This is a genomic window from Bradyrhizobium sp. JR3.5 (genome assembly GCF_054057015.1).
This window is the reverse complement of the sequence record NZ_JBSRYV010000002.1, coordinates 3,685,337-3,705,489: the sequence shown is the minus strand read 5'-3', so window position 1 is coordinate 3,705,489 and position 20,153 is coordinate 3,685,337. Positions and strand designations below refer to the sequence as shown.

The 20,153-nt window shown below is 65.3% G+C and carries 14 protein-coding genes and 5 pseudogenes; 8 read left to right on the top strand and 11 right to left on the bottom strand.

The window, feature by feature from the left end; all coding sequences use genetic code 11:
- Positions 1–125: 125 nt before the first annotated feature.
- The 5 genes and pseudogenes from ACVWW1_RS34550 to ACVWW1_RS34530 form a co-directional block, all read right to left on the bottom strand.
- Entirely contained in the window at positions 126–869 is a 744-nt protein-coding gene (locus tag ACVWW1_RS34550) for an ABC transporter ATP-binding protein (RefSeq protein WP_456658963.1), read from the bottom strand.
- A pseudogene (locus ACVWW1_RS34545) lies at positions 862–1,630 on the bottom strand (ABC transporter ATP-binding protein). Before ACVWW1_RS34545 ends, ACVWW1_RS34550 begins: the two are co-directional and overlap by 8 nt.
- A gap of 4 nt (positions 1,631–1,634) precedes the next feature.
- Positions 1,635–2,582, bottom strand: a complete 948-nt coding sequence (locus tag ACVWW1_RS34540; protein ID WP_456658962.1) for a branched-chain amino acid ABC transporter permease — start codon at positions 2,580–2,582, stop codon at positions 1,635–1,637.
- The gene (locus tag ACVWW1_RS34535) at positions 2,579–3,496 is read right to left on the bottom strand and encodes a branched-chain amino acid ABC transporter permease (RefSeq protein WP_176533954.1); all 918 of its coding nucleotides are present in this window, start codon (positions 3,494–3,496) and stop codon (positions 2,579–2,581) included. Before ACVWW1_RS34535 ends, ACVWW1_RS34540 begins: the two co-directional genes overlap by 4 nt.
- A gap of 125 nt (positions 3,497–3,621) precedes the next feature.
- Positions 3,622–4,795, bottom strand: a pseudogene (locus ACVWW1_RS34530) (ABC transporter substrate-binding protein).
- Positions 4,796–5,179: 384 nt separating this feature from the next.
- Between ACVWW1_RS34530 and ACVWW1_RS34525 the strand changes: the two are divergent.
- The 3 genes and pseudogenes from ACVWW1_RS34525 to ACVWW1_RS34515 all read left to right on the top strand — a co-directional run.
- Positions 5,180–5,728, top strand: a complete 549-nt coding sequence (locus ACVWW1_RS34525; protein WP_456658961.1) for a DUF805 domain-containing protein — start codon at positions 5,180–5,182, stop codon at positions 5,726–5,728.
- A 181-nt stretch (positions 5,729–5,909) separates the two neighbouring features.
- A pseudogene (locus tag ACVWW1_RS34520) lies at positions 5,910–6,017 on the top strand (IS110 family transposase); the annotation flags it as partial.
- A pseudogene (locus ACVWW1_RS34515) lies at positions 6,010–6,252 on the top strand (IS110 family transposase); the annotation flags it as partial. The pseudogenes ACVWW1_RS34520 and ACVWW1_RS34515, both read left to right, overlap by 8 nt.
- Before the next feature lie 312 nt (positions 6,253–6,564).
- On the opposite strand, the gene ACVWW1_RS34510 reads toward ACVWW1_RS34515, so the two are convergent.
- Together ACVWW1_RS34510 and ACVWW1_RS34505 are read right to left on the bottom strand one after the other, a co-directional pair.
- Positions 6,565–7,479, bottom strand: a complete 915-nt coding sequence (locus tag ACVWW1_RS34510; RefSeq protein WP_456658960.1) for a sigma-70 family RNA polymerase sigma factor — start codon at positions 7,477–7,479, stop codon at positions 6,565–6,567.
- 50 nt (positions 7,480–7,529) lie between these two features.
- Positions 7,530–7,838, bottom strand: coding sequence for a hypothetical protein (locus ACVWW1_RS34505; RefSeq protein ID WP_456658959.1), 309 nt, complete (start codon positions 7,836–7,838; stop codon positions 7,530–7,532).
- A gap of 179 nt (positions 7,839–8,017) precedes the next feature.
- On the opposite strand from ACVWW1_RS34505, the gene ACVWW1_RS34500 reads away from it, so the two are divergent.
- The 3 genes and pseudogenes from ACVWW1_RS34500 to ACVWW1_RS34490 all read left to right on the top strand — a co-directional run bounded on the left by ACVWW1_RS34500 (position 8,018) and on the right by ACVWW1_RS34490 (position 12,727).
- A complete protein-coding gene (locus ACVWW1_RS34500; RefSeq protein WP_456658958.1) occupies positions 8,018–9,424 on the top strand; it encodes an MFS transporter in 1,407 nt (468 codons plus the stop codon).
- 115 nt (positions 9,425–9,539) lie between these two features.
- Entirely contained in the window at positions 9,540–10,814 is a 1,275-nt protein-coding gene (locus ACVWW1_RS34495) for an NAD(P)/FAD-dependent oxidoreductase (protein WP_173639224.1), read from the top strand.
- A 298-nt stretch (positions 10,815–11,112) separates the two neighbouring features.
- Positions 11,113–12,727: pseudogene (locus ACVWW1_RS34490) on the top strand (tannase/feruloyl esterase family alpha/beta hydrolase).
- A 19-nt stretch (positions 12,728–12,746) separates the two neighbouring features.
- Here the strand turns inward: ACVWW1_RS34490 and ACVWW1_RS34485 are convergent.
- The gene (locus ACVWW1_RS34485; protein WP_456658957.1) at positions 12,747–13,697 is read right to left on the bottom strand and encodes an AraC-like ligand-binding domain-containing protein; all 951 of its coding nucleotides are present in this window, start codon (positions 13,695–13,697) and stop codon (positions 12,747–12,749) included.
- A gap of 149 nt (positions 13,698–13,846) precedes the next feature.
- On the opposite strand from ACVWW1_RS34485, the gene ACVWW1_RS34480 reads away from it, so the two are divergent.
- Positions 13,847–14,500 carry an isochorismatase family protein gene (locus ACVWW1_RS34480; protein ID WP_456658956.1) on the top strand — a complete coding sequence of 218 codons (654 nt, stop codon included), beginning with the start codon at positions 13,847–13,849 and terminating at the stop codon, positions 14,498–14,500.
- Between the two features lie 166 nt (positions 14,501–14,666).
- Here the strand turns inward: ACVWW1_RS34480 and ACVWW1_RS34475 are convergent, their stop codons facing one another.
- A complete protein-coding gene (locus ACVWW1_RS34475) occupies positions 14,667–15,893 on the bottom strand; it encodes an ABC transporter substrate-binding protein (RefSeq protein ID WP_456658955.1) in 1,227 nt (408 codons plus the stop codon).
- A gap of 54 nt (positions 15,894–15,947) precedes the next feature.
- Positions 15,948–17,150, bottom strand: a complete 1,203-nt coding sequence (locus ACVWW1_RS34470; protein WP_456658954.1) for a cytochrome P450 — start codon at positions 17,148–17,150, stop codon at positions 15,948–15,950.
- Between the two features lie 82 nt (positions 17,151–17,232).
- Between ACVWW1_RS34470 and ACVWW1_RS34465 the strand changes: the two genes are divergently transcribed.
- The gene (locus tag ACVWW1_RS34465) at positions 17,233–17,757 is read left to right on the top strand and encodes a MarR family winged helix-turn-helix transcriptional regulator (RefSeq protein WP_456658953.1); all 525 of its coding nucleotides are present in this window, start codon (positions 17,233–17,235) and stop codon (positions 17,755–17,757) included.
- A gap of 421 nt (positions 17,758–18,178) precedes the next feature.
- Here the strand turns inward: ACVWW1_RS34465 and ACVWW1_RS34460 are convergent, their stop codons facing one another.
- A complete protein-coding gene (locus tag ACVWW1_RS34460; protein ID WP_456660745.1) occupies positions 18,179–20,038 on the bottom strand; it encodes a feruloyl-CoA synthase in 1,860 nt (619 codons plus the stop codon).
- Between the last annotated feature and the right edge of the window lie 115 nt (positions 20,039–20,153).

Genomic DNA, 20,153 nt, shown 5'->3' with positions numbered 1-20,153 from the left:
TCCTGAGGTGCGAGCACTTGCGAGCCTCGAAGGATGCACGGCCCGGCTGGTGGCCGTCGACCCTTCGAGACGCGCTTCGCGCTCCTCAGGGTGACGGGGATAGACTCTAGCGTGGCGTGCCCGCCTCAAATCCCCAGATACTTGTGCTGCAGCTCCGGCTCGGCGATCAGTTGCTCGCTCGTCCCACTCCACACCGTACGGCCGCGCTCGATGATGTAGTGGCGGTCGGCGATGCGGGTGAGGTTTCCGACATTCTTGTCGATCACCAGCACCGACTGCCCGCGTCCCTTCAGCATCGACAGGCAGCTCCAGATCTCGTCGCGGATCAACGGCGCCAGGCCTTCGGTCGCCTCGTCGAGGATCAGGAGCTTCGGATTGGTCATCAGCGCGCGGCCGATCGCGAGCATCTGCTGCTCGCCGCCGGACAGCGTGACGCCCATATTGCTGGTGCGTTCGGCGAGCCGCGGGAACAGTGCATGGATCTTGTCGATCGTCCAGGGATCGGAGGCGCCGAGCCGATTGCCGGATGCGGCGACGAGATTTTCTCGCACCGTGAGATTCGGAAAGATCTGACGGCCCTCCGGCACGAGGCCGATGCCGAGCTTTGCGATCTTATACGACGGCAGGCCGCGCACCGCCTCGCCGGCGAAGCGGATGGCGCCTGATCGCGCGGGCGTCAGGCCCATGATCGAGCGGATGGTCGTGGTCTTGCCCATGCCGTTGCGGCCCATCAGCGCGACCATCTCTCCCGCCTTGATCTTGAGCGACAGGCCGAACAGCACCTGGCTCAATCCGTAGCAGGTCTCGATCGCGTCGACTTCGAGCAGGGTTTCAGCAGATTTGGCGTCAGCCATTTTGGTATCAGCCATGGCGCGTCACCGCATGCTGATCGCCGAGATAGGCGCGCTTGACCTCTTCGTCCTTGCGGATCGCGTCCGGCACGTCGCAGGCGATGACGCGACCATAGACCAGGACCGTGATGCGGTCGGCGAGCGCGAACACCGCCTCCATGTCGTGCTCGACCAGCACGATGGTGACTTCCTTGCGCAGCTCCTTCAGCAGGGCGACCATCCGCGCGGATTCGGTTGACGCCGAGCCCGGCCATCGGCTCGTCCAGCAGCAAGAGCTGCGGCTTGGTGGCAAGCGCGACCGCGAGCTCGAGCTCGCGCTGCTCGCCATGGCTCAGTTGCGACACCACGATATCGGCGCGCTGGCCGAGGCCGACACGCTCCAGTGCCGCGCGGGCGGTGGCGCGCAGATGCCGCTCCTTGCGCGCATTGCCCCAAAAGCGGAACGAGTGGCCGTCATGCGCTTGCGCCGCGAGCGCGACGTTGTCGATCGCGGAAAAATCCTTCAGCAGCGAGGTGATCTGGAACGAGCGCGCCAGCCCGAGCCGGCTGCGCTTGTAGGACGGCAGGCTCGTGACGTCGCGGCCGGCAAACCGGATGGTTCCGGAATTCGGCATCACCTGCCCGGTGAGCTGGCTGATCAGCGTGGTCTTCCCGGCGCCGTTGGGGCCGATGATGGCGTGCAGTTCGCCCGGCAAAACCTCCATCGAGAGATTGTCGGTCGCGGTGATGCCGCCGAAGCGGCGCACCAGATTGTCGACGCGGAGCAAGGGATCAGCCAAGGAATTAGGCACGGCTCATCCTCCCGAGCAGGCCCATGATGCCGCCGCGCGCGAACAGCACGATCAGGAGCAGCACCGGACCGAGGATCAGCCCCGAATATTCGGTGAACTGCGACAGCAGCTCCTCGAGCAGCAGATAGACGATCACGCCGACGACAGGGCCGAACAGCGAGCCCATGCCGCCGAGGATCACCATCACCATCAGGTCGCCGGAACGGGTCCAGTACATCACGGCAGGGCTGACGAAATCGGTGTTGTTGGCAAGCAGTGCGCCGGCCAGGCCGCAGATCGTGCCGGCGATGACGAAACAGACCAGGCGATAGCGGTTGGCGTGGAAGCCGATCGCCTGCATGCGCTGCTCGTTGGATCGGACGCCCTGCACCACGAGGCCGAAGCGCGAATTGACGATGCGCCAGATCAGATAGAGGCCGCCGAACAGGCAGGCGAGGCAGAGATAATAGAACTGGTTGCGGTCCGACAAATTGATCAGGCCGGCGAAATCGCTGCGCTTGTAGACGGTCAATCCGTCGTCGCCGCCGTAGCGCGACAGGGCGGAGGCGACGTAATAGGCCATCTGCGCGAAGGCCAGCGTGATCATGATGAAATAGACGCCGCGGGTGCGCAAGCTGAGCGCGCCGATCAACAGCGCAAACAGCGCCGAGACCGCGAGCGCCACCGGCCACTGGATGAAGCCGGAGCCGATGCCCTCGGCGGCGAGGATGCCGACGGCATAGCCGCCGATGCCGAGATAGGCGGCATGGCCGAAGCTCATCATGCCGCCATAGCCCATGATCAGATTGAGGCTCGCAGCCGCCAGCGCATAGATCGCGATGCGGGTGAACAGCGTGAGGATGAAGATGTTGCCTGTGACAGCCGAATAGACCGGCAGCAGGACCAGCGCGACGCACAGCAGCGCCGCAACCGCATTCGAAGCGTTGAGCTTGGGCATCATCGTTTGGCCGCCGGGAACAGCCCTTCGGGCCGCAGCACAAGGATGATGGCCATCAGGAGATAGATCAGCATCGAGGACAGCGCCGGCGCCGCCGTCGAGGCCGCCGCCCCGCTCAGCACCTTGCGCAGCAGGTCGGGCAGGAACGCGCGGCCCATCGTGTCGATGATGCCGACGAAGACCGCGGCCATGAAGGCGCCGCGGATCGAGCCGATGCCGCCGATCACGATGATGACGAAAGCCAGGATCAGGATGTTCTCGCCCATGCCGATCTGCACGGTGAGGATCGGCGCCTGCATCAGCCCGGCGAGACCGGCGAGCGCGGCACCGAGGCCGAACACCAGCGTGAACAGCAGCTTGATGTTGATGCCGAGCGCCCCGATCATCTCGCGGTTGGAGGCGCCTGCACGGATCAGCATGCCGACGCGGGTGCGCATCACGACGAGATAGAGCATCGCGGCGACCGCCAGCGCGACCACGATGATCATCAGGCGGTAGGCCGGATAATACACGCCGGGAATGATCTGCACCGGCACGGTGAGCCAGGCCGGCAGCGGCAGCGCGAGGCCGGCCGGGCCCCAGATCAGCCGGACGGCGTCGTTGAAGAACAGGATCAGGCCGAACGTCGCCAGCACCTGGTCGAGATGGTCGCGGCCGTAGAGGTGCCGGAGCGCGACATATTCGAGCACGATGCCGAGCAAGAGCGTCGCCCCCAGCGCCAGCAGCGCGCCGAGCACAAAACTGCCGGTCCAGGCCACGAAGGTCGCCGCGAAATAGGCGCCCATCATGTAGAGCGAGCCGTGCGCCAGATTGACGAAATCCATGATGCCGAACACCAGCGTCAGTCCGGCCGCAAGCAGGAACAGCAGCAGGCCGAATTGCAGGCCGTTCAGCAGTTGTTCGACGACGAGATACATGGATCCTTCACATCGGGCTGAAACAAAACAGCGGCAGCGCGCATGCGCCGCCGCTTATTGTTATTGGATGCGCGATCGCCGATGAGAAAGCCTCAATGTTTCGGCAGATCATGCACCGGCAGAGATCACTTCATCGAACACTTGTCGTGGAATTTGTCCTGGTCGTCCTTGACGATGGTCGCGACCGTCTTCAGCGAGAGCTGGCCGTCGGCGTCCTTGACCACGTCCTGCAGGTAGAAGTTCTGGATCGGGATGTGGTTGTTGCCATACTTGAACGGGCCGCGCAGCGACTTGAAGTTGGCCTTCTCCATCTCCGCCTTCATGGCGTCCTTCTTGGTGAGGTCGCCCTTCACCGCGACGACGGCGCTGTTGATCAGCTGGGCGGCGTCATAGGCCTGTGCGCCGTAATAGGTCGGACGCAGGCCGGGATACTTCTTGCGATAATCCTCGACGAACTTCTTGTTCTCGGCGTTCGGCAGGTCGTTGACCCATTCCTGCGCGCCGGGAATGCCGATCGCGTTGTCCTTCTGCAGCGGCAGCGACAATTCGTCGACGGTGAAGGCGGTATAGAGCGGGATCTGCGCCTTGATGCCGGCCTGGGCGTACTGGTTCAGGAACTGGACGCCGGCGGCCCCCGGATAGAACACGAAGATCGACTCGGCCTTGGAGTTGCGCGCCTTGGTCAGTTCGGCGGAAAAGTCGAGCTGGCTCGGCCACACCGTGTATTCCTCGCCGACCACCTCGCCCTTGAAGGTGCTCTTCACGCCCGCGAGCATATCCTTGCCGGCGGCGTAGTTCGGGCCGATCAGGAACACCGACTTGACGCCCTTCTGGTTCATGTAGAGGCCCATCGCGGCGGGCGTCTGGTCGTTCTGCCAGGAGGTCGAGAACACGTAAGGCGAACACAATTCGCCGGCGAGCTGCGACGGACCGGCATTGGCCGAGATCAGGAAGGTTTTCGAATCGACCGCGGTCTTCAGCGATGCCAGCAGCACGTTCGACCAGATGTAGCCGACGATGAAGTCGACCTTGTCGGACTGCACCAGCTTCTCGGTCTTCTGCTTGCCGACGTCGGGCTTCTGCTGGTCGTCCCTCGTAGATCACCTCGACCGGCTTGCCGTCGATCTTGCGGCCAAGATGGTCGAGTGCGAGCTCGAACGAATTGCGCATGTCGTTGCCGATCACGGCGGTCGGACCGCTGAAGGTCGAGACAAAGCCGATCTTGACGCTGTCAGCCGCCGTCGCGGGCTGCGCGAGCGCCAGAGCCATGGCGCCTGCCAGCCAGAATGCCTTTTTCATATTCACTCCCCTCCTCAACCAAAGGTCCCGCCAGGCTTGATCGCGAGGGCCCGGGGGTCACGCTTTGCGCGCGCCGTTCTGTGACGTGTTTTGTGCGCGATATCGCAAGTGTGCAGCAAGCATGAACCGACGGCACTCGATTAGAACCTTCGGCGCATACCCCAGCACCTTGCATCATAATTCGTCCAAATCGGCGATGGCAAGAACTATAATGCCGGTTGCGTGGGCAACGATTGTCGCAGGGCCCGGCCTTGAGGAGGTCGCAACGCAGCACGCTTTAACGATCCGGTAAAGCAGGCGGAAACCACAGGCCGGCACGCGCTCGCAGGCTTCATGGTCCGGAAAGCATCACTGGGCGACGCTGCCGCCAAAGGGGTGCGTCACATGCTGAATTACATCTTCGGCTTCAATGCCCGGATGGGCCGGCTGGCCTTCTTCTTCTGCAGCTTCGTGACCGGCATCGGCTTCTTGATGCTGGTCTACGGCATCACCGGCAACGCACCGGCGAGCGGCAGGATGGACGTGCTGCTGGCGCAGGCTGCGAACAGCCCTGCCTTGATCTTTTCCTTCTATGGCGTGCTCGTCGTCTGCTTCATGCTGCAGTCGATGCGCGTGCGTGACATCGGATGGGATCCGGTCTGCGTGATGGCGGCATGGATCGCCCTCATGGTGCTCGACCGGGCCATTGCCGGACGATTTCCCGAATATGCGTTGACCTATCAGCACAGTGCAACGGTGGTCGGCACGGCCGTCAATGGCGTGATGAACCTGGTCCTGACGTTCTGGCCGGGCAGCGGCCATGTCGATGAAGCCTCGTCCTTGCCGCGCGAGGGCGGCGGCGATGGCATGTTTGAACGAAACAGCGCACCGACCGCCGGCGGCAGCCGCGTGGCGCGGATCGCGAGCGGCGAATTCGGCGGCAAGACGCGGTAGCGGCCTCATCGTCGTCCCTGCGAAAGCAGGGACCCATAACCACAGGGTTAGATTGTTGAAGCGGGCTGGGGCCCCAGCATCGCAAACCAATTGCCATTCGTGGTTGATGGTGTGGACGGCCCCCTACGGCATCAGTGTGCCAGAATGAGGTTGTTGCAAATCTCAGACATGGGAGCCGTCCGTGAACCAGATTATCCGCATTGGGATGGATACGTCGAAGCATATTTTTGTGCTGCATGGGGTTGATGCGTCCGAGCAGCCGGTCTTACGCAAGAAGCTTTCGCGCAAACTCGTGGGACCTGCGCCGTCTGCTGGTCGTCGGGGCCACGGCGGTGATCCAGCAGGCCAGGCGGGGGCGCGGTCATCACTCGCGCTGGCTGCTGGCGCTGATCAAGCGTAAGCCGCCGAAGCTTGCGGCCGTAGCGCTCGCCAACAAGGTGGCGCGCATCGTCTGGAAGCTGATGGTGACGGGTGAGAGTTATGACGCCGCACGGCTGAATGCCGCGACGACGGGTACCGCTTAACAGATTGGCCGGCTGGCGGGCTCGCTCGTCAGCCGACCCGGAGCTGCAAGAGCAGATGGAGCGATCGATCGAGCAACGATGCGAGACAATCCGTGGGACCCATCGGCCGCCAACAGGTCGCGTGGTTGTTTGGAACTCGCATCGCGCAAACCATCTTGGCCAGCGATCCATTCGATCGCACTCAACAGGCCGGACATATGGATGCAAGCGATCCGATCAATCCCAGAAAGCTCTTGTGCCACGGGGGCCGTCCACATATGGGTCCCGGCTCGGAGGCCGGGACGACACTGAGTTTGTGGCGCGGTCACTGCGTTACGGAGGCTGAGCCGCTACCCCTTGATCCACCGCCCATTCGGCGCCGTCGATCGCATAGGGCGCGTGGCGGAAATCCCGGATCGTCGCGACCTTGTCGGCCGACCAGTCGAGCAGCATGAACGATCGCGGCGGGGCGCCCTGGGCGTTCGGATCGAACACCAGGATCGCGGGGCGTCCCTCGACCTGTCCGGTCACCAGGTGCCAGTCATCGATCTTCGAATAATTGCCGAAGTAGCGTGACACCTCGGCCTTGCCGTTCAGCCGCGTCTTGTTGACGAGCTCGAGCCTGATGTCGTCGGCGATCATGGCGCGGATGGCATCGAAGTCGCGGGCGTTGAAGCGGCCGACATAGGCGTTCAGCCTGAGACGATCAGCCGGCGACAGGCCGGGCCGTGGCGCATCGTCGGACTCGCGGGCGAATTGGCGCAGTTGCGTGCGTCCGCGATGCAGTGCGGCCTTCACCGCAGGCAAGCTGAAATCCATGATGCCGCAGACTTCCTGCAACGAGCAGCCGAGCACATCCATCAGGATCACGCTGGAGCGCTGCGCAACCGGCAGCCGCATGAAGGTGCGCAGGCTGCTTGCTGCGATCTCACGGCGGCTGACGTCGTCAAGCTCTCCGGCCATCATGTCCACCTCCTCCGGCGCGTGGAGCGCTTCCTGGCGGTTGCGCCGCCTGAGGAAATCGAGCGCGGTGTTGTGCGCGATCCGGAACAGCCAGGCTTCCGGGTGCTGGATCGGGGCCGCGGGCGCGAAGGCTTCCATCGCCTTGATCAGCGCGTCCTGCAGCACATCCTCGCCGTCGATGACCGATCCGACCATGCGGGCGCAATAGCGATGCAGCCTTGGCCGCATCGCCGCCAGCAGCGCGTCGACATCGGTCGCGGCCGGCGCCTGGGGTGGTGACGTCATGATGGCTCCGCCAGATCGCTTCAAGGCAAGTCGGTTCAAGGCCCGCCGGTTCACGGCGCATCCAGCATACGATAGTTTCCGACAATCACAGCACTGCGAACCAGCGGCGGCTCGGCGCAACGATCGCGGATGCCGTCCTGGAAGGCCTGGAAAGCCGCCAGCTTCAGGATCGGGCTCGAGCCGTCATCGGCCGCGGTCTCGACCATATGGATGAAGGTGTCGTCCTCCAGCCGCAGGGTCAAATAGCGCACGCCATCCGGGTTCGCCGCCTTCAGCTCGGCGAACACCGCCGCAACCAGCGCGGCATTCTTATCCGCCATTTCCGGCTTGGTCTTGTACGTGATCAGGGTCCGTCTCATCGCAGCCTCCTTGGCCTGGTTCTGCGGCCCGAACCGGCCGCGTCATACCCAAGGACGTTTGCCGGCGGCGAAAGGATGCGGTCCGGCAAAAATAATTCTTTGCCGCATCCTTTGCCCATCCCGGATCGTCTTGTCGACGAGCGCGCCACAACCTTGCGGCACGCCAACGGAGTACGACCATGCAGACCCCTCGAGAGCGCAACGAGCAGCGCTGGGTGCTCGGCCTCACCGCGCTGGCATCCTTCATGATGGCGCTGGACGCCATGATCATGACCACGGCCTTCGCCACCATCCGCGCCGATTTCGGCAGCGCCGTGGAGACGCTGCAATGGACCGTTAACGCTTTCAATTTGACCTTCGCGGTGCTGCTCTTGACCGGCGCGGCGCTCGGCGACCGTTTTGGTCGGCGCAGGATGTTCGCGGCCGGGATCGGCCTGTTCGTCGTCGCCTCGGCGGCCTGCGCGCTGGCCGGCGACGCCGCGGCACTGATCGCCGCACGCGCTTTGCAGGGTGCAGGCGCGGCGCTGGTGATGCCGCTGGCGATGGCGATCCTGAGCGGTGCGTTCGGCCGCGGGGAGCGCGCCCGCGCGCTCGGCATCTTCAGCGGCATCACCGGATGCGCGCTGATCATCGGACCCGCGATCGGCGGCTTCATCACCGAACATCTCGGCTGGCGCTGGATCTTCTGGATCAACCTGCCGATCGGCCTCGTCGCGATTGCCCTCGTGCTGGCGCGCCTGCGCGAAAGTTTTGGTCCGGCTGCGCCGCTCGACATCACCGGACTGTCACTGGTCGCGCTCGCAGCGCTGGCGCTGGTCTGGGGCCTGTTGCGCGGCAACAGCGCCGGATGGGCGAGCGCGGAAGTGACGGGCGCGCTGATCGCCGGCGCCGCGCTGGCAGCGACGTTCGTGCTGTGGGAGCTGCGTGCGACGAGCCCGATGGTGCCGATGCGGCTGTTCGCGGCCAGACCATTCGCGGCCGGCATCGCCGCAAGCGTGCTGTTCTATGCCGCGATGTATGGCGTGCTGTTCCTGCTGCCGCAATTCCTGCAGATCGCGCTCGGCTTCGACGCCTTCGGTGCCGGGCTCCGGCTGTTGCCGTGGACGGCGACCCTGTTCGTCACGGCACCGATCGCCGGCGCCGTGGTCAACCGGTTCGGCGAACGCACGCTCGTGGTCACCGGCCTCCTGATGCAGGCGATCGGGCTCGGCTGGATCGGCGAGATCGTCACCCCGTCGATGCCCTACTCCGCGCTGGTCGCACCACTGATGCTCGCCGGCGTCGGCGTATCGATGGCGATGCCGGCCGCGCAGAACGCGGTGCTGAGCGCGGTCGCCGTCAGCGAGATGGGCAAGGCGTCGGGGGTGTTCAACATGGGCCGCTTCCTCGGCGGGATGTTCGGCATCGCGGCGCTGGTCGCGAGCTTCGCCGCCAATGGCGCGGCCGATTCATCCGGACATTTCGCAAACGGATTCGCGGCGGCGATGAGCCTTGCGGCAACGCTGTCATTCGCGGGCGCCGTCGCGGGGCTGTTCCTGCCGATGCGGCGACGAGTTGTCGCCACGGCCGCGCGGCAGGATGCGTGAGGCTTGCCGCGATTGGGTTTTGCTATCGGGCGATCAGGCATTTCGTGTTGGAATGAGGCTGCGAATGACTACATAATGAATTGACGAAGCCGTTCGAAACCGAGGGCGACATCAGATGACGCAAGCGCCGGCCAAACCTCATCGCGTGGTGATCGTCGGCGCCGGCTTCGGCGGGCTCGAAGCCGCCTTCGGTCTGGCGGGCGCGCCGGTCGAAATCACGCTGATCGATCGCCGCAACCACCATCTGTTCCAGCCGCTGCTTTATCAGGTCGCGACCGCGTCGCTTGCCACCAGCGAGATCGCCTGGCCGATCCGCTATCTCTTGCGCGACCGGCCCGAGGTGACGACGCTGTTCGCCAATGTCTGCGGCGTCGACGCCGCGGCGAAGCAAGTGCAGCTCGACGACGGCGGCAGCATTCCCTATGACACGCTGATTCTCGCCACCGGCGCACGCCACGCCTATTTCGGCCATGACGAATGGGAGCCGTTCGCACCCGGCCTGAAGACGCTGGAGGACGCGACGACGCTCAGGCGGCGTATCCTGGTCGCCTTCGAGCGCGCCGAGCGCGAGACCGATCCCGACAAGCGCGCAGCACTGCTCACCTTCGTCATCATCGGCGCCGGGCCGACCGGCGTCGAGATGGCCGGCACCATCGCCGACCTAGCCAAGGACACACTGCCGCAAGACTTCCGTCACATCGACACGCGCAAGGCGCGCGTGGTGCTGATCGAGGCCGGCTCGCGCGTACTGGCCGGCTTCCCGGACGATCTCTCGGCCTATGCGCAAGCGTCGCTGGAAAAACTCGGCGTCGAGGTGATGTTGGGCGAGCCGGTCACCGAATGCTCGGCCGATGGCGTGGTGTTCGGCGGCAAGAGGCTGGAAGCGCGCACCATCGTCTGGGCCGCCGGCGTGCGCGCCTCGCGCGCCGCCGAATGGCTGAACGCGCCGGCCGATCGCGCCCATCGGCTGCAGGTCGAGCCGGATCTGACCGTGCCCGGTCATCCCGACATCTTCGCCGTCGGCGACACCGTCACGATCAAGGGCCCCGACGGCAATCCGGTGCCCGGCATCGCACCGGCCGCCAAACAGGAAGGACGCTACGTCGCCGCACTGATCAAGGCCCGGCTCGACGGCAAGACGCTGCCGCCGTTCCGCTACAAGCATGCCGGCAGCCTCGCGCAGATCGGCAAGAAGAAGGCGGTGATCGATTTCGGCTGGCTCAAGCTGCGCGGCTCGCTGGCATGGTGGATCTGGGGTCTCGCCCACATCTACTTCCTGATCGGCGTGCGCCATCGGATTGCGGTGGCGATGAACTGGCTCTGGATCCACACCCGCGACCAGCGTGCCGCACGGCTGATCACCCAAGGCAGCAGCAAGGTCGCGCAGTAGGCGCGCTTCCACGCGCGCAACCTTAGCCCCGTCATCCTGAGGAGCGGCCTGTTGGCCGCGTCTCGAAGGATGCACGGCCCAGATAGTGCCATTCATGATCGTCGCGCGGCGCCGTTCAGGCCGTCGATCCTTCGAGACGCGCTACGCGCTCCTCAGGATGACGGAGATGGAATGGCGCGTGCCATTGCGCGCCGACATCCCGCGTGAAATACTTGCCATAGCAACAATATCGCATGGGGAGGAAACAATGCAGATCGATGCGCGCGCATGGGCGTTCGCGGCTTCGCTTGTCACGTTGATGTCGTGCGCATCGGCCGCATCCGCGACAGGAATGACCGGCGATCCCGCGGCAACCTGCAGCGGCCTTGCCGGTTCCGCCGACGGTGCGGTCGGGATCGACACGGCAACGCTGCAGACGCCGACGCCGCTCTCGGTCGCCGACAAGGCGCCGACGCCGGCGGCGCGCATCATCCCGGCCAATCCCGCCTTCTGCAAGGTGCTCGCCCATATCGATCCCGCCGATCCCACGGCGCCACCGATCAAATTCGAGGTCAACCTGCCGGTCGAGTGGAACGGCAGCTCATTGCAATATGGCGGCGGCGGCTTCAACGGCGTGCTGATCTCGGGCCCCGGCCTGCCGCCGGCCTATCCATTCGACAAGGCCTCGCCGCTGGCGCTCGGCTTCGTCACCGTCGGCACCGACTCCGGCCACGAGCAGAAGCCCGGCGAGCCGCCGCAGCTGTTCGCGCTCAACGACGAGGCGTTCGAGAATTTCTCGCACAAGGCCTACAAGAAGGTGCGCGACGCCGCGCGGGCGCTGACGGTCCGCGCCTACGGCAAGCCGCCGGCGAAGATGTATTTCATGGGATCGTCCGAGGGCGGCCGTGAGGCGCTGACCATGGCGCAGCGCTATCCCGACGATTTCGACGGCATCTTCGCGCGCGTTCCGGTAATCAACTGGGTCGGGTTGCAGCACGCCGGCACCCGCTCCGGCCTCGTGACGATGGGCGACGGCTGGATCAGGCCGGCCCAGGTCAAGCTCGTGGCCGACGCCGTGCTGAAGGCCTGCGACACGCAGGACGGCTCCGACGACGCACTGGTGCAGGACCCGGTCGGTTGCAAGGCCGCGTTCAAGCCGGGCACGCTGGCATGCGCCGCGGGGCAAAGCGGCGACGACTGCCTGACCGGCAAACAGATTGCCGCAATCGAAACGCTGCATTCGCCGTACAAATTCTCGTTCCCGCTCGCCAACGGCCTCGACGACTATCCAGGTTGGGGGCGTGTCGGGCGAGAATACGCCGGCGTTCGGCCCGACCGGCGGCTGGAAAGCCTGGTGGCTCGGCACCACGGCGCCGGCGCAGCCACCGGCTCCGACCAACGGCATCGCCTGGATCTACGGCGCCGGCGGCATTCAATATGTCTTCGCCCGCGATCCGAAGCTCGACGTCACGACCTACAAGCCCGAGGATCACAAGGCGCGCGTGCTGGCAGTCTCCGCGCTGATGGATTCCACCGATCCGGACCTCACGCGCTTCCACGCACGCGGTGGCAAGCTCGTGATCCTCGAGCACATGGCCGACTACGCGCAAAGCCCCTATGCCGGCATCCGCTACTTCGAGAACGTCGAGAAGACGCTCGGCAAGGACAAGGTCGCGGAGTTCGCCCGGCTCTACACTGCGCCCGGCGTCGACCATGTCGGCTCCGGCGCACCCGCCAATGTCGACATGCTGGCCGTGCTGGTCGACTGGGTCGAGAACGGCAAGGCGCCCGGCGATCTCGAAGTGCGCGAGCAGAAGACCGAGGCGCCGGCCTTCGACACCCTCCGCGCGCTGCCATTGTGCCGCTGGCCGACCTGGCCGCATTACAAAGCGGGACCGGTCACCGCGGCGTCGAGTTTTGCGTGCGCGCCGTGACGAGAGGTCGCCCCGCGCGTCACCCCATCACCTGATGCGGCGAGCGGCCGAATGCGGCCTTGAAGGCGCGGCTGAAATGCGAGACGTCGCTAAAGCCGAAGCTGAGCGCCGCATCGGTGACATGGCTGAAGCGCCGTTCGGCCAGCGCCTGATAGGCGCCGGCGAGGCGCTGCTGCCAGAGCCAGCGGATCGGCGTCGTGCCTTCGCGAGCGAACAGGCGATTGAGCGTGCGCGGCGCCATGTTCTGCGCGGTGGCGATTATATCAAGATCTAGCTCGGGATCGTCGAGATTAGCCACGATATAAGCCTTGACCCGCGCCAGCCGTTCGTCGCCGCGCTGCGGCACATCGTCCGTCAGCTCGGTCTGGAGCGTCGTCGCGAAAATATCGAGCACTGAGGCGCCAAGCCTTATCGCAGCGGGCCCGGCCTCGTCATCGAGCCGCGTCAGTTGGCGGATCAACGATCCCGCCAGCGCACCCACTTTCGACGCGTTGCCGACCCGCCGCGCCGTCAACCGCTGCGCATCCGGCAGGCGCGCGAGCAGCAGCGGCCGCGGGATCGACACCATGATCGAACGCGCGCTCGGGGCGAATTCGAGCGTGAACGGCTGCGCCTGGTCATGCAGCATGAGATCGCCCCGGCGCATGCACACCTCGCGCCCGCTTTGTGCGAAGCCGACCTCGCCGCGCAGCGTCAGCCACAGCATGAAATAGTCGCGCGGGTCCCGGCGGACGTCGCTCGCGCTGCGCATCACCCGGATGCGGTCGGCGGCCGGGGTTGACGACCAGATGTCGTTGATGGCGAGCGGGCCGAAATGGCGGATCGATATCGACGCGGCAAACGCCGCGTCGGCGACGCGGCGGCATTCGGTCAGCGAGAATTCGCGGCAGGTGACGTGATGCCAGCGGTCGAAACTGTCACCCGGCGCAACCAGCGTTTGCGCGATGACTGGATGATCTGGGGTCTGCATCGGACCTTGCTCCCGCCCAACCCGGCAGGGGGATATTCTGCGTCCAGCCCCCGCTTCTGGCAAGCAGAGTCCAGCGGCTGGCCGGCGCAGCCAAGAACCGCCGCCGCGACGGAGGTAGAAAATGTCTCCCACAGGAGAGGAGACACCACATGGGCTACCAGTGCGAAATCATCGACCCGGTGCGAACCGTCATGATCGTTGTCGACATGCAGAACGATTTCGTGGCCGAGGGCGCCAAGCTGCGTTCGGCGCAGGCCGCCGCCATGGTGCCGCGGCTGGCGCAGACCCTGAAGGCCTGCCGCGACAAGGGCATCCGCGTCATCTACACCGCGCATGCACATCGCCGCGACGGCAGCGATATGGGGCTCTATGACGATCTCTACGCGCCGATCGCCGACCGCTCGTCGCTGGTCGACGGCACCGCGGGCGTCGAGATCTTCAATGACCTCGCGCCGGCACCGGGCGAGCACGTCATCAAGAAGCACCGCTACAGCGCGTTCTTCGCCACCGACCTCGACCTCATCCTGCGCGAATGGGGCATCACGACGGTGATCATTTCGGGAACGACCACCGAGAATTGCTGCCACGCCACCGCGCGGGACGCCATGTTCCACAATTACAAGGTCGTCTTCCTGTCGGACGCGACGGGCACGTTCGACTATCCCGACGTCGGCCAGGGCGCCCTGTCCGCCGAAGAGGTGCACCGCGCCACGCTGACGATCCTCGCGTTCTCGACCGCGCATGTGATGACGGCGGCCGAGATGCTGGGGCGGGTGAAGACGGCGAGCCCGAAGGCGGCGTAGTTTCTTCTCCCTCTCCCCGTTCTTACGGGGAGAGGGTTGGGGTGAGGGGCTCCATCCACGAACGCAATTCGCGGAGAGTCCCCCTCACCCGCCGCGCTCTTCGAGCGCGTCGGCCTCTCACCGCAAGCGGGGCGAGGCGAACAGAGACGCGGGCGGCAGCCGTCCTTTATTTCACCAGCGAGCACCCGCCATCGGCCAGCGGGCGGAACGCCTGATCGGCCGGGATGGTCGCGATCAGCTTGTAATAGTCGTAGGGGTATTTCGACTCCTCGGGCTTCTTCACCTCGAACAGGTACATCGGGTGGATGACGCGGCCGTCCTGGCGGATCGTGGTCTCGCCGAACAGTCTGTCCTTGCCCTTGAAGGTCTTCATCTGCGGCACCACGACCTTGGCGTCGTCGCTGCCGGTGGCGGCGACCGCGTTGAGATAGGCGAGCGTCGAGGCATAGACGCCGGCCTGGTTGCCGCTGGGCATCTTGCCGTTCATGCCGGGACGCGCGGCGAAGCGTTTTGCGAACGCGCGGGTGTCGTCGTTCATGTCCCAGTAGAATGCCTCGAGCAGCTGCAGGCCCTGCGCGACCTTCAGGCCCATGCCGTGGACGTCGTTCACGAACAACAGGAACGCCACCATGGTCTGGCCGCCCTGCTGGATGCCGAACTCGGCCGCCTGCTTCACCGCGTTGATGGTGTCGCCGCCGGCATTGGCGAGCCCGATCACCTTTGCTTTCGAGTTCTGTGCCTGCAGCAGGAAGGACGCGAAGTCTGAGGTGCCGAGCGGATGCTTGCTCGATCCCAGCACCTTGCCGCCGTGCTTCTCGATGTAGTTCGTCGCCTCGGCTTCAATGCCTTTGCCGAGTGCGTAGTCGACGGTCACAAAATACCAGTCCTTGCCGCCACGCTGCATCATCGCGGCCGCGGTGGTGTTGCCGGTCGCCCAGGCGTCGTTGACCCATTGAATGGTGTTGGGCGAGCAGGCCTTGCCGGTGAGATCGGAGCTTGCGGTCGACGACGCCAGGAACGTCATCCGGCTGTCGCGCAGCACGGTGTTGATCGCAAGGCCGACCGCCGAGTTCGGCACATCGACAATGGCATCGACGCCCTCCACATCGAGCCATTTGCGCGCGATCGCGGATCCCACGTCGGCCTTGTTCTGGTGATCGGCATAGACGATCTCGACCTTGATGCCCTTGCCGCCGCCGTTGAAATCCTCCGCGGCCATCCGCGCGGCTTCCACCGAGCCCATGCCGTTGGTGTCCTGGAAGATGCCGGAAATATCGTTGAGCACGCCGACGCGCACCACGTCGCCGGAAATCTCCGCGCGTGCGCTGCCCGCGGCGCAGGCCAATGCCAGCGCAAGTCCAATCCTAGATCGCCCAACCCCAAAGCCCCTCATCGTATCCTCTCCCATGTTTCCTCAACCAACCTATTGCCGGTACTAAGCTTCTGTTTAGGCCGGCGTGATCTCGACCGGCAGGCTGCTGAGCCCGCGCAGCGTGTTGTTGAAGAGGCGCTTTGGCTCGCCGGACATTTCGATCCTGGCGACACGACGCGCCAGCGCCGCCATCATCACTTCGCCTTCGAGGCGGGCGACGAGTTGACCGACACACATATGGATACCCGAACCGTAGCCGACATGGCCCGACGTACGACGCGTAATGTCGTAGCTATCGGGCGCTTCCCAACGGCGCGGATCACGATTGGCCGCAGCCAGGAACATCAGCACCTTCTCGCCTTCGGGGATGCTGGCCCCGCTGAGCTCGACGTCGCGGGTCGTGGTACGGAAGAACGTCTGGACCGGACTTTCGAACCGCACCGCTTCCTCGAAGGCGTTGCGCGCCAGCGTCGGATCGCCGCGGAGTTTCTGGAACTGGTCGGGGAAGCGGGCAAGGCAGTAGACGGCGGCGCCGATGCCGTTGACGGTCGTGTCGAGACCGGCCGATAGCAGCGAGCGCACCAGGAGCGGCGCTTCGGTCGCGGTAATGGCACCGCTATCGACATGGGCGTGGATGCAGGCGCCGATGCCATCAGGGGTGAGATTGTCGCGCTGACACTGCTCGGAAATATAGGCCTGGTGCGGCGCGGAGCGCTCGATCGCCTGCTTGCGCAGCTCGTTCGGCGGTCCGAAGGCGTTGAACACCAGGCTTGCGTAAGGCAGCAGATGCTCGCGGCCCTCCGGCCGCAAGCCCAGCGCATCCGGGAAGATCGACAGCGGATAGGCCTCCGCCAGATCCTCGATCGCGTCGAAATTGCGCTTCTCCAGCAGCGCGTCGACCCGGGCCTCCGCGGCGGCGGCAAATCGCCCGCGCAGCTGCTTCATCACGGTCGCGGACAGCACCGTGCTCAGCACCGTGCGGGTGCGGGTGTGCGCTGGCGGGTCGGCCTCCAGGATCAGGCTCGGCGGCCGCCACGGCTTCTCCTTGGAGAAATCGCTGAGGCCGACGCCGCGGCTGGAGCAGAACGTCTCGGGATCGTTCAGCACCGCATGGACCTCGGCGTAGCGCGCCACGCCATACACATTCCACTTGTCGAGATAGACCACCGGCCCGGCCTCGCGCAGCCGCTCATGGGTTGGGAACGGATCGGCGAAGAATTCGAGCGCGAACGGATCGACGTCGAGATGCGGGACGAACGCACCTTCTGTTGCAGTCATCGGGACCTCCCGAGGTTTGAACTTGTCAACACGGGCCGCATGTCACTTGCTCCCGAACAGTTTCGCAGCGATGATTTGGGAAATGAGCAGCCAGCCCCTCCCCCGAAAGCCCCGTCGGCCAAGACCGGCCGATCCCGCAGATGCCACCGATGGCCCGCTGCTGGACCTCAATCGCTATGTGCCGGCGTTCATCACCTTCATCGGCAACAAGCTGTCGAACAGCGCCACCGCATTTTACCAGAAGAATTTTGGCGTCAACGTCACCGAGTGGCGAATCATCTCGCAACTGGCGATCGAGCCGGGCATTCCCGCCTCCCGGATCTGCCAGGTGATCGGCTTCGACAAGGGGCCGGTCAGCCGCAACCTCGCGGCGCTGCAGAAGCGCGGCCTGCTGACCATCCGCACCGCGCCGGATGACGGCCGTACCCATTCGATCACCCTGACCGCGCGCGGCCGCGCCATCCACGACAAGGTCATCGTCGCGGCGCTGGAGCGCGAGCGGCGGCTGCTGTCGTGCCTGAAAAAGGACGAGCGGGAAGTGCTGATCGACCTGCTGCGCCGGCTGCATGAGAATCTCGGCGCCGTGACCGGGCAAGGTACGACCTGACCGCGCGGCGGGACCGCGGGCGGCGCCCTGCGCCACCGCCCGGTTGTCCATGCGTGCCGCTCGCGCGCTGCTGCGCAACATTGTCCTCCCAAGAGCGTGGCCGTTGACCGGCCCTGTCCCTATGGGTGCAGAAACTCGCATAGCTTAGTTGCTATGGCAACTAAAAATACGAACTCGCGCGGAACAAGGCCCCAAGGAACCGGTGCAGACGGCTCAAGCGAATGGCCCGCCAAACGTGCCACAAACCCGCGGTCGTCCGGCCTCCGAGCCGAGACCCATAACCACCAATGCCGATTATTGCACACCAGCGGAACGACGACTTTTGTACACAACGCCGGCCGCGGAATATGGGTCCCTGCTTTCGCAGGGACGACGGCGGTGTGCGTGGCGCGCTCCCAACACCGCGCCAGTACAAATCACGTCACGACCCCGCGCAGGCGACCGGCTCGGACGACGCGTCGTCCTCCAGTACCGCCACCGCTGCGGTGCGGCGCGTCAACACGGCGCGCTGGTTGATGTAGCCCTTGTCGGTGATTTCCCCGCCATCAACCGAGGCGGGCTCGGCGAGCAGCAGCGCACGGGTGGCATGGCCGGAAGAATGGCCGCCCTGCGCCTTCAGCCGTGCCAGCCCTTGCCCGATCGCGGAGCGGACCGCCGGATGGCCGATCGCCTCCTGCGCACCGGCGCTCTCGGGCAGTCCCGCAAGCGAACGGCAGGCCGCGAGGTTCGGGAACACCAGGAAGCGCACCTCGTCGCGGCCGTGGCCCGCGACGACGATGTCCTGCGCAAGCGGCGCCAGCGCCGCGATGCCGGCGACGCGCAGGGTGCCGACGCTGACCCAAGTACCGGAATTGAGCTTGAAATCCTCGGCCACGCGGCCGTCGAAGAACAGGCCGAGATCGGGCCGGTCGGGATCGGCAAAGGTGACGGCGTCGCCGATCTTGTAAAAGCCCTCGTCATCGAAGGCCTCGGCGGTGAGTTGTGGCGCCTTCCAGTAACCCGGCGTGACATTAGGCCCGCGCACGCGCACCTCGAGCTTGTCACCCGAGGGCACGAGCTTGAGCTCGGTGCCGGGGATCGGCACGCCGATATTGCCGGAGCGTTTGGCTAGGAAGTGGCAATCGGTCGCCAGCGGCGAGGTCTCGGTCGATCCCCAGGCCGACACCATCGGCAGGCGTCGTCCCACGGTTTGCAGCGACAATTCCTCCAGCGCGTCCCACAAATTCTGCGGCAGCGCCGCGCCGGCATAGAAGGCGAATTTGGTGCCCTCGAAGAACTTGCGGCGCAATTCCTCGTCGGTGCGGAGCGCCGCGATCAGCATGTCGAAGCCGCGCGGCACGTTGAAATAGACCGTCGGTACCACGCTGCGCAGATTGGCGAGCGAGGTCGCGAACAGGCCGGGCGCCGGCTTGCCGCCGTCGATATAGAGCGTGCCGCCGTTACGCAGCACCAGATTGAAATTGTGGTTGGCGCCGAAGGTGTGACTCCAGGGCAGCCAGTCCAATATGATCAGCTCCTCGCCGGCCTGCTCCAGGAACGTCCAGGTCTGCGCCTTGGCCTGCTGGCTCGAGGTCAGCATGCGCTGGGTGTTGATCACGGCCTTGGGCGTACCCGTCGACCCGGAGGTGAACAGGAATTTTGCGATCGTGTCCGGCGTCACCGCGGCAAAGGCCGTGGCGACCTCTGATGCTTCCGGCGTCGCGACAACGGATCGGAATAGCAGCGCATCGGTATCGTCGGGATTGCCGCTGACGATGGTTGCGCGATGCAGCGGCCGGATCGCGGTCAGCGCCGCCGCGAATGGCTTCGTGCTCGTGATATAGATTGCACCGGGATCGAGCAGCGCGATCATGCTCTTCAGCTTGTCGAAGTCCTTTGACATCAGTGAGTAGGCCGGCGAGATCGCGGCCGAGGGCACGCCGACATGCTGGGCGGCGAGCGCGAACAGCGCATGATCGATGCTGTTGTCGGCGAGGATGACGAGCGGCCGCTCGGTGCTCAGCCCTTGCGCCAGGATCCACGATGCGGCGCGGCGCACGATTCCGAGAGCATCGCGATAGCTGGCGGTGCTCCAGGGCGCCTCGGCGCTGGCACGCTCGCCCAGGAAGATGCGGTCCGGCGCCTGCCGCGCCCAATGCTCCAGCCAGTCGCCGACGCAGCGGGCACTTTCCTTCAAGGGCACGGTGGAGCGGACCAGGATGCTGCCGTCATCGCGGCGATCCGCCACGATCGCGGGCGTCGCGAACAGCTTGCTCGGATTATTGCTGACGGCGGCGGCCATCGTCATGGTTTCCTCCTCGCCCATGTCTTTTCGGGATCGCGCCGCAACGTTGTGCGACATCGCGGTCCCGGCCGGGCTGTTTGGCCATAATGTTGCGGACATCAATTGTTGTCGT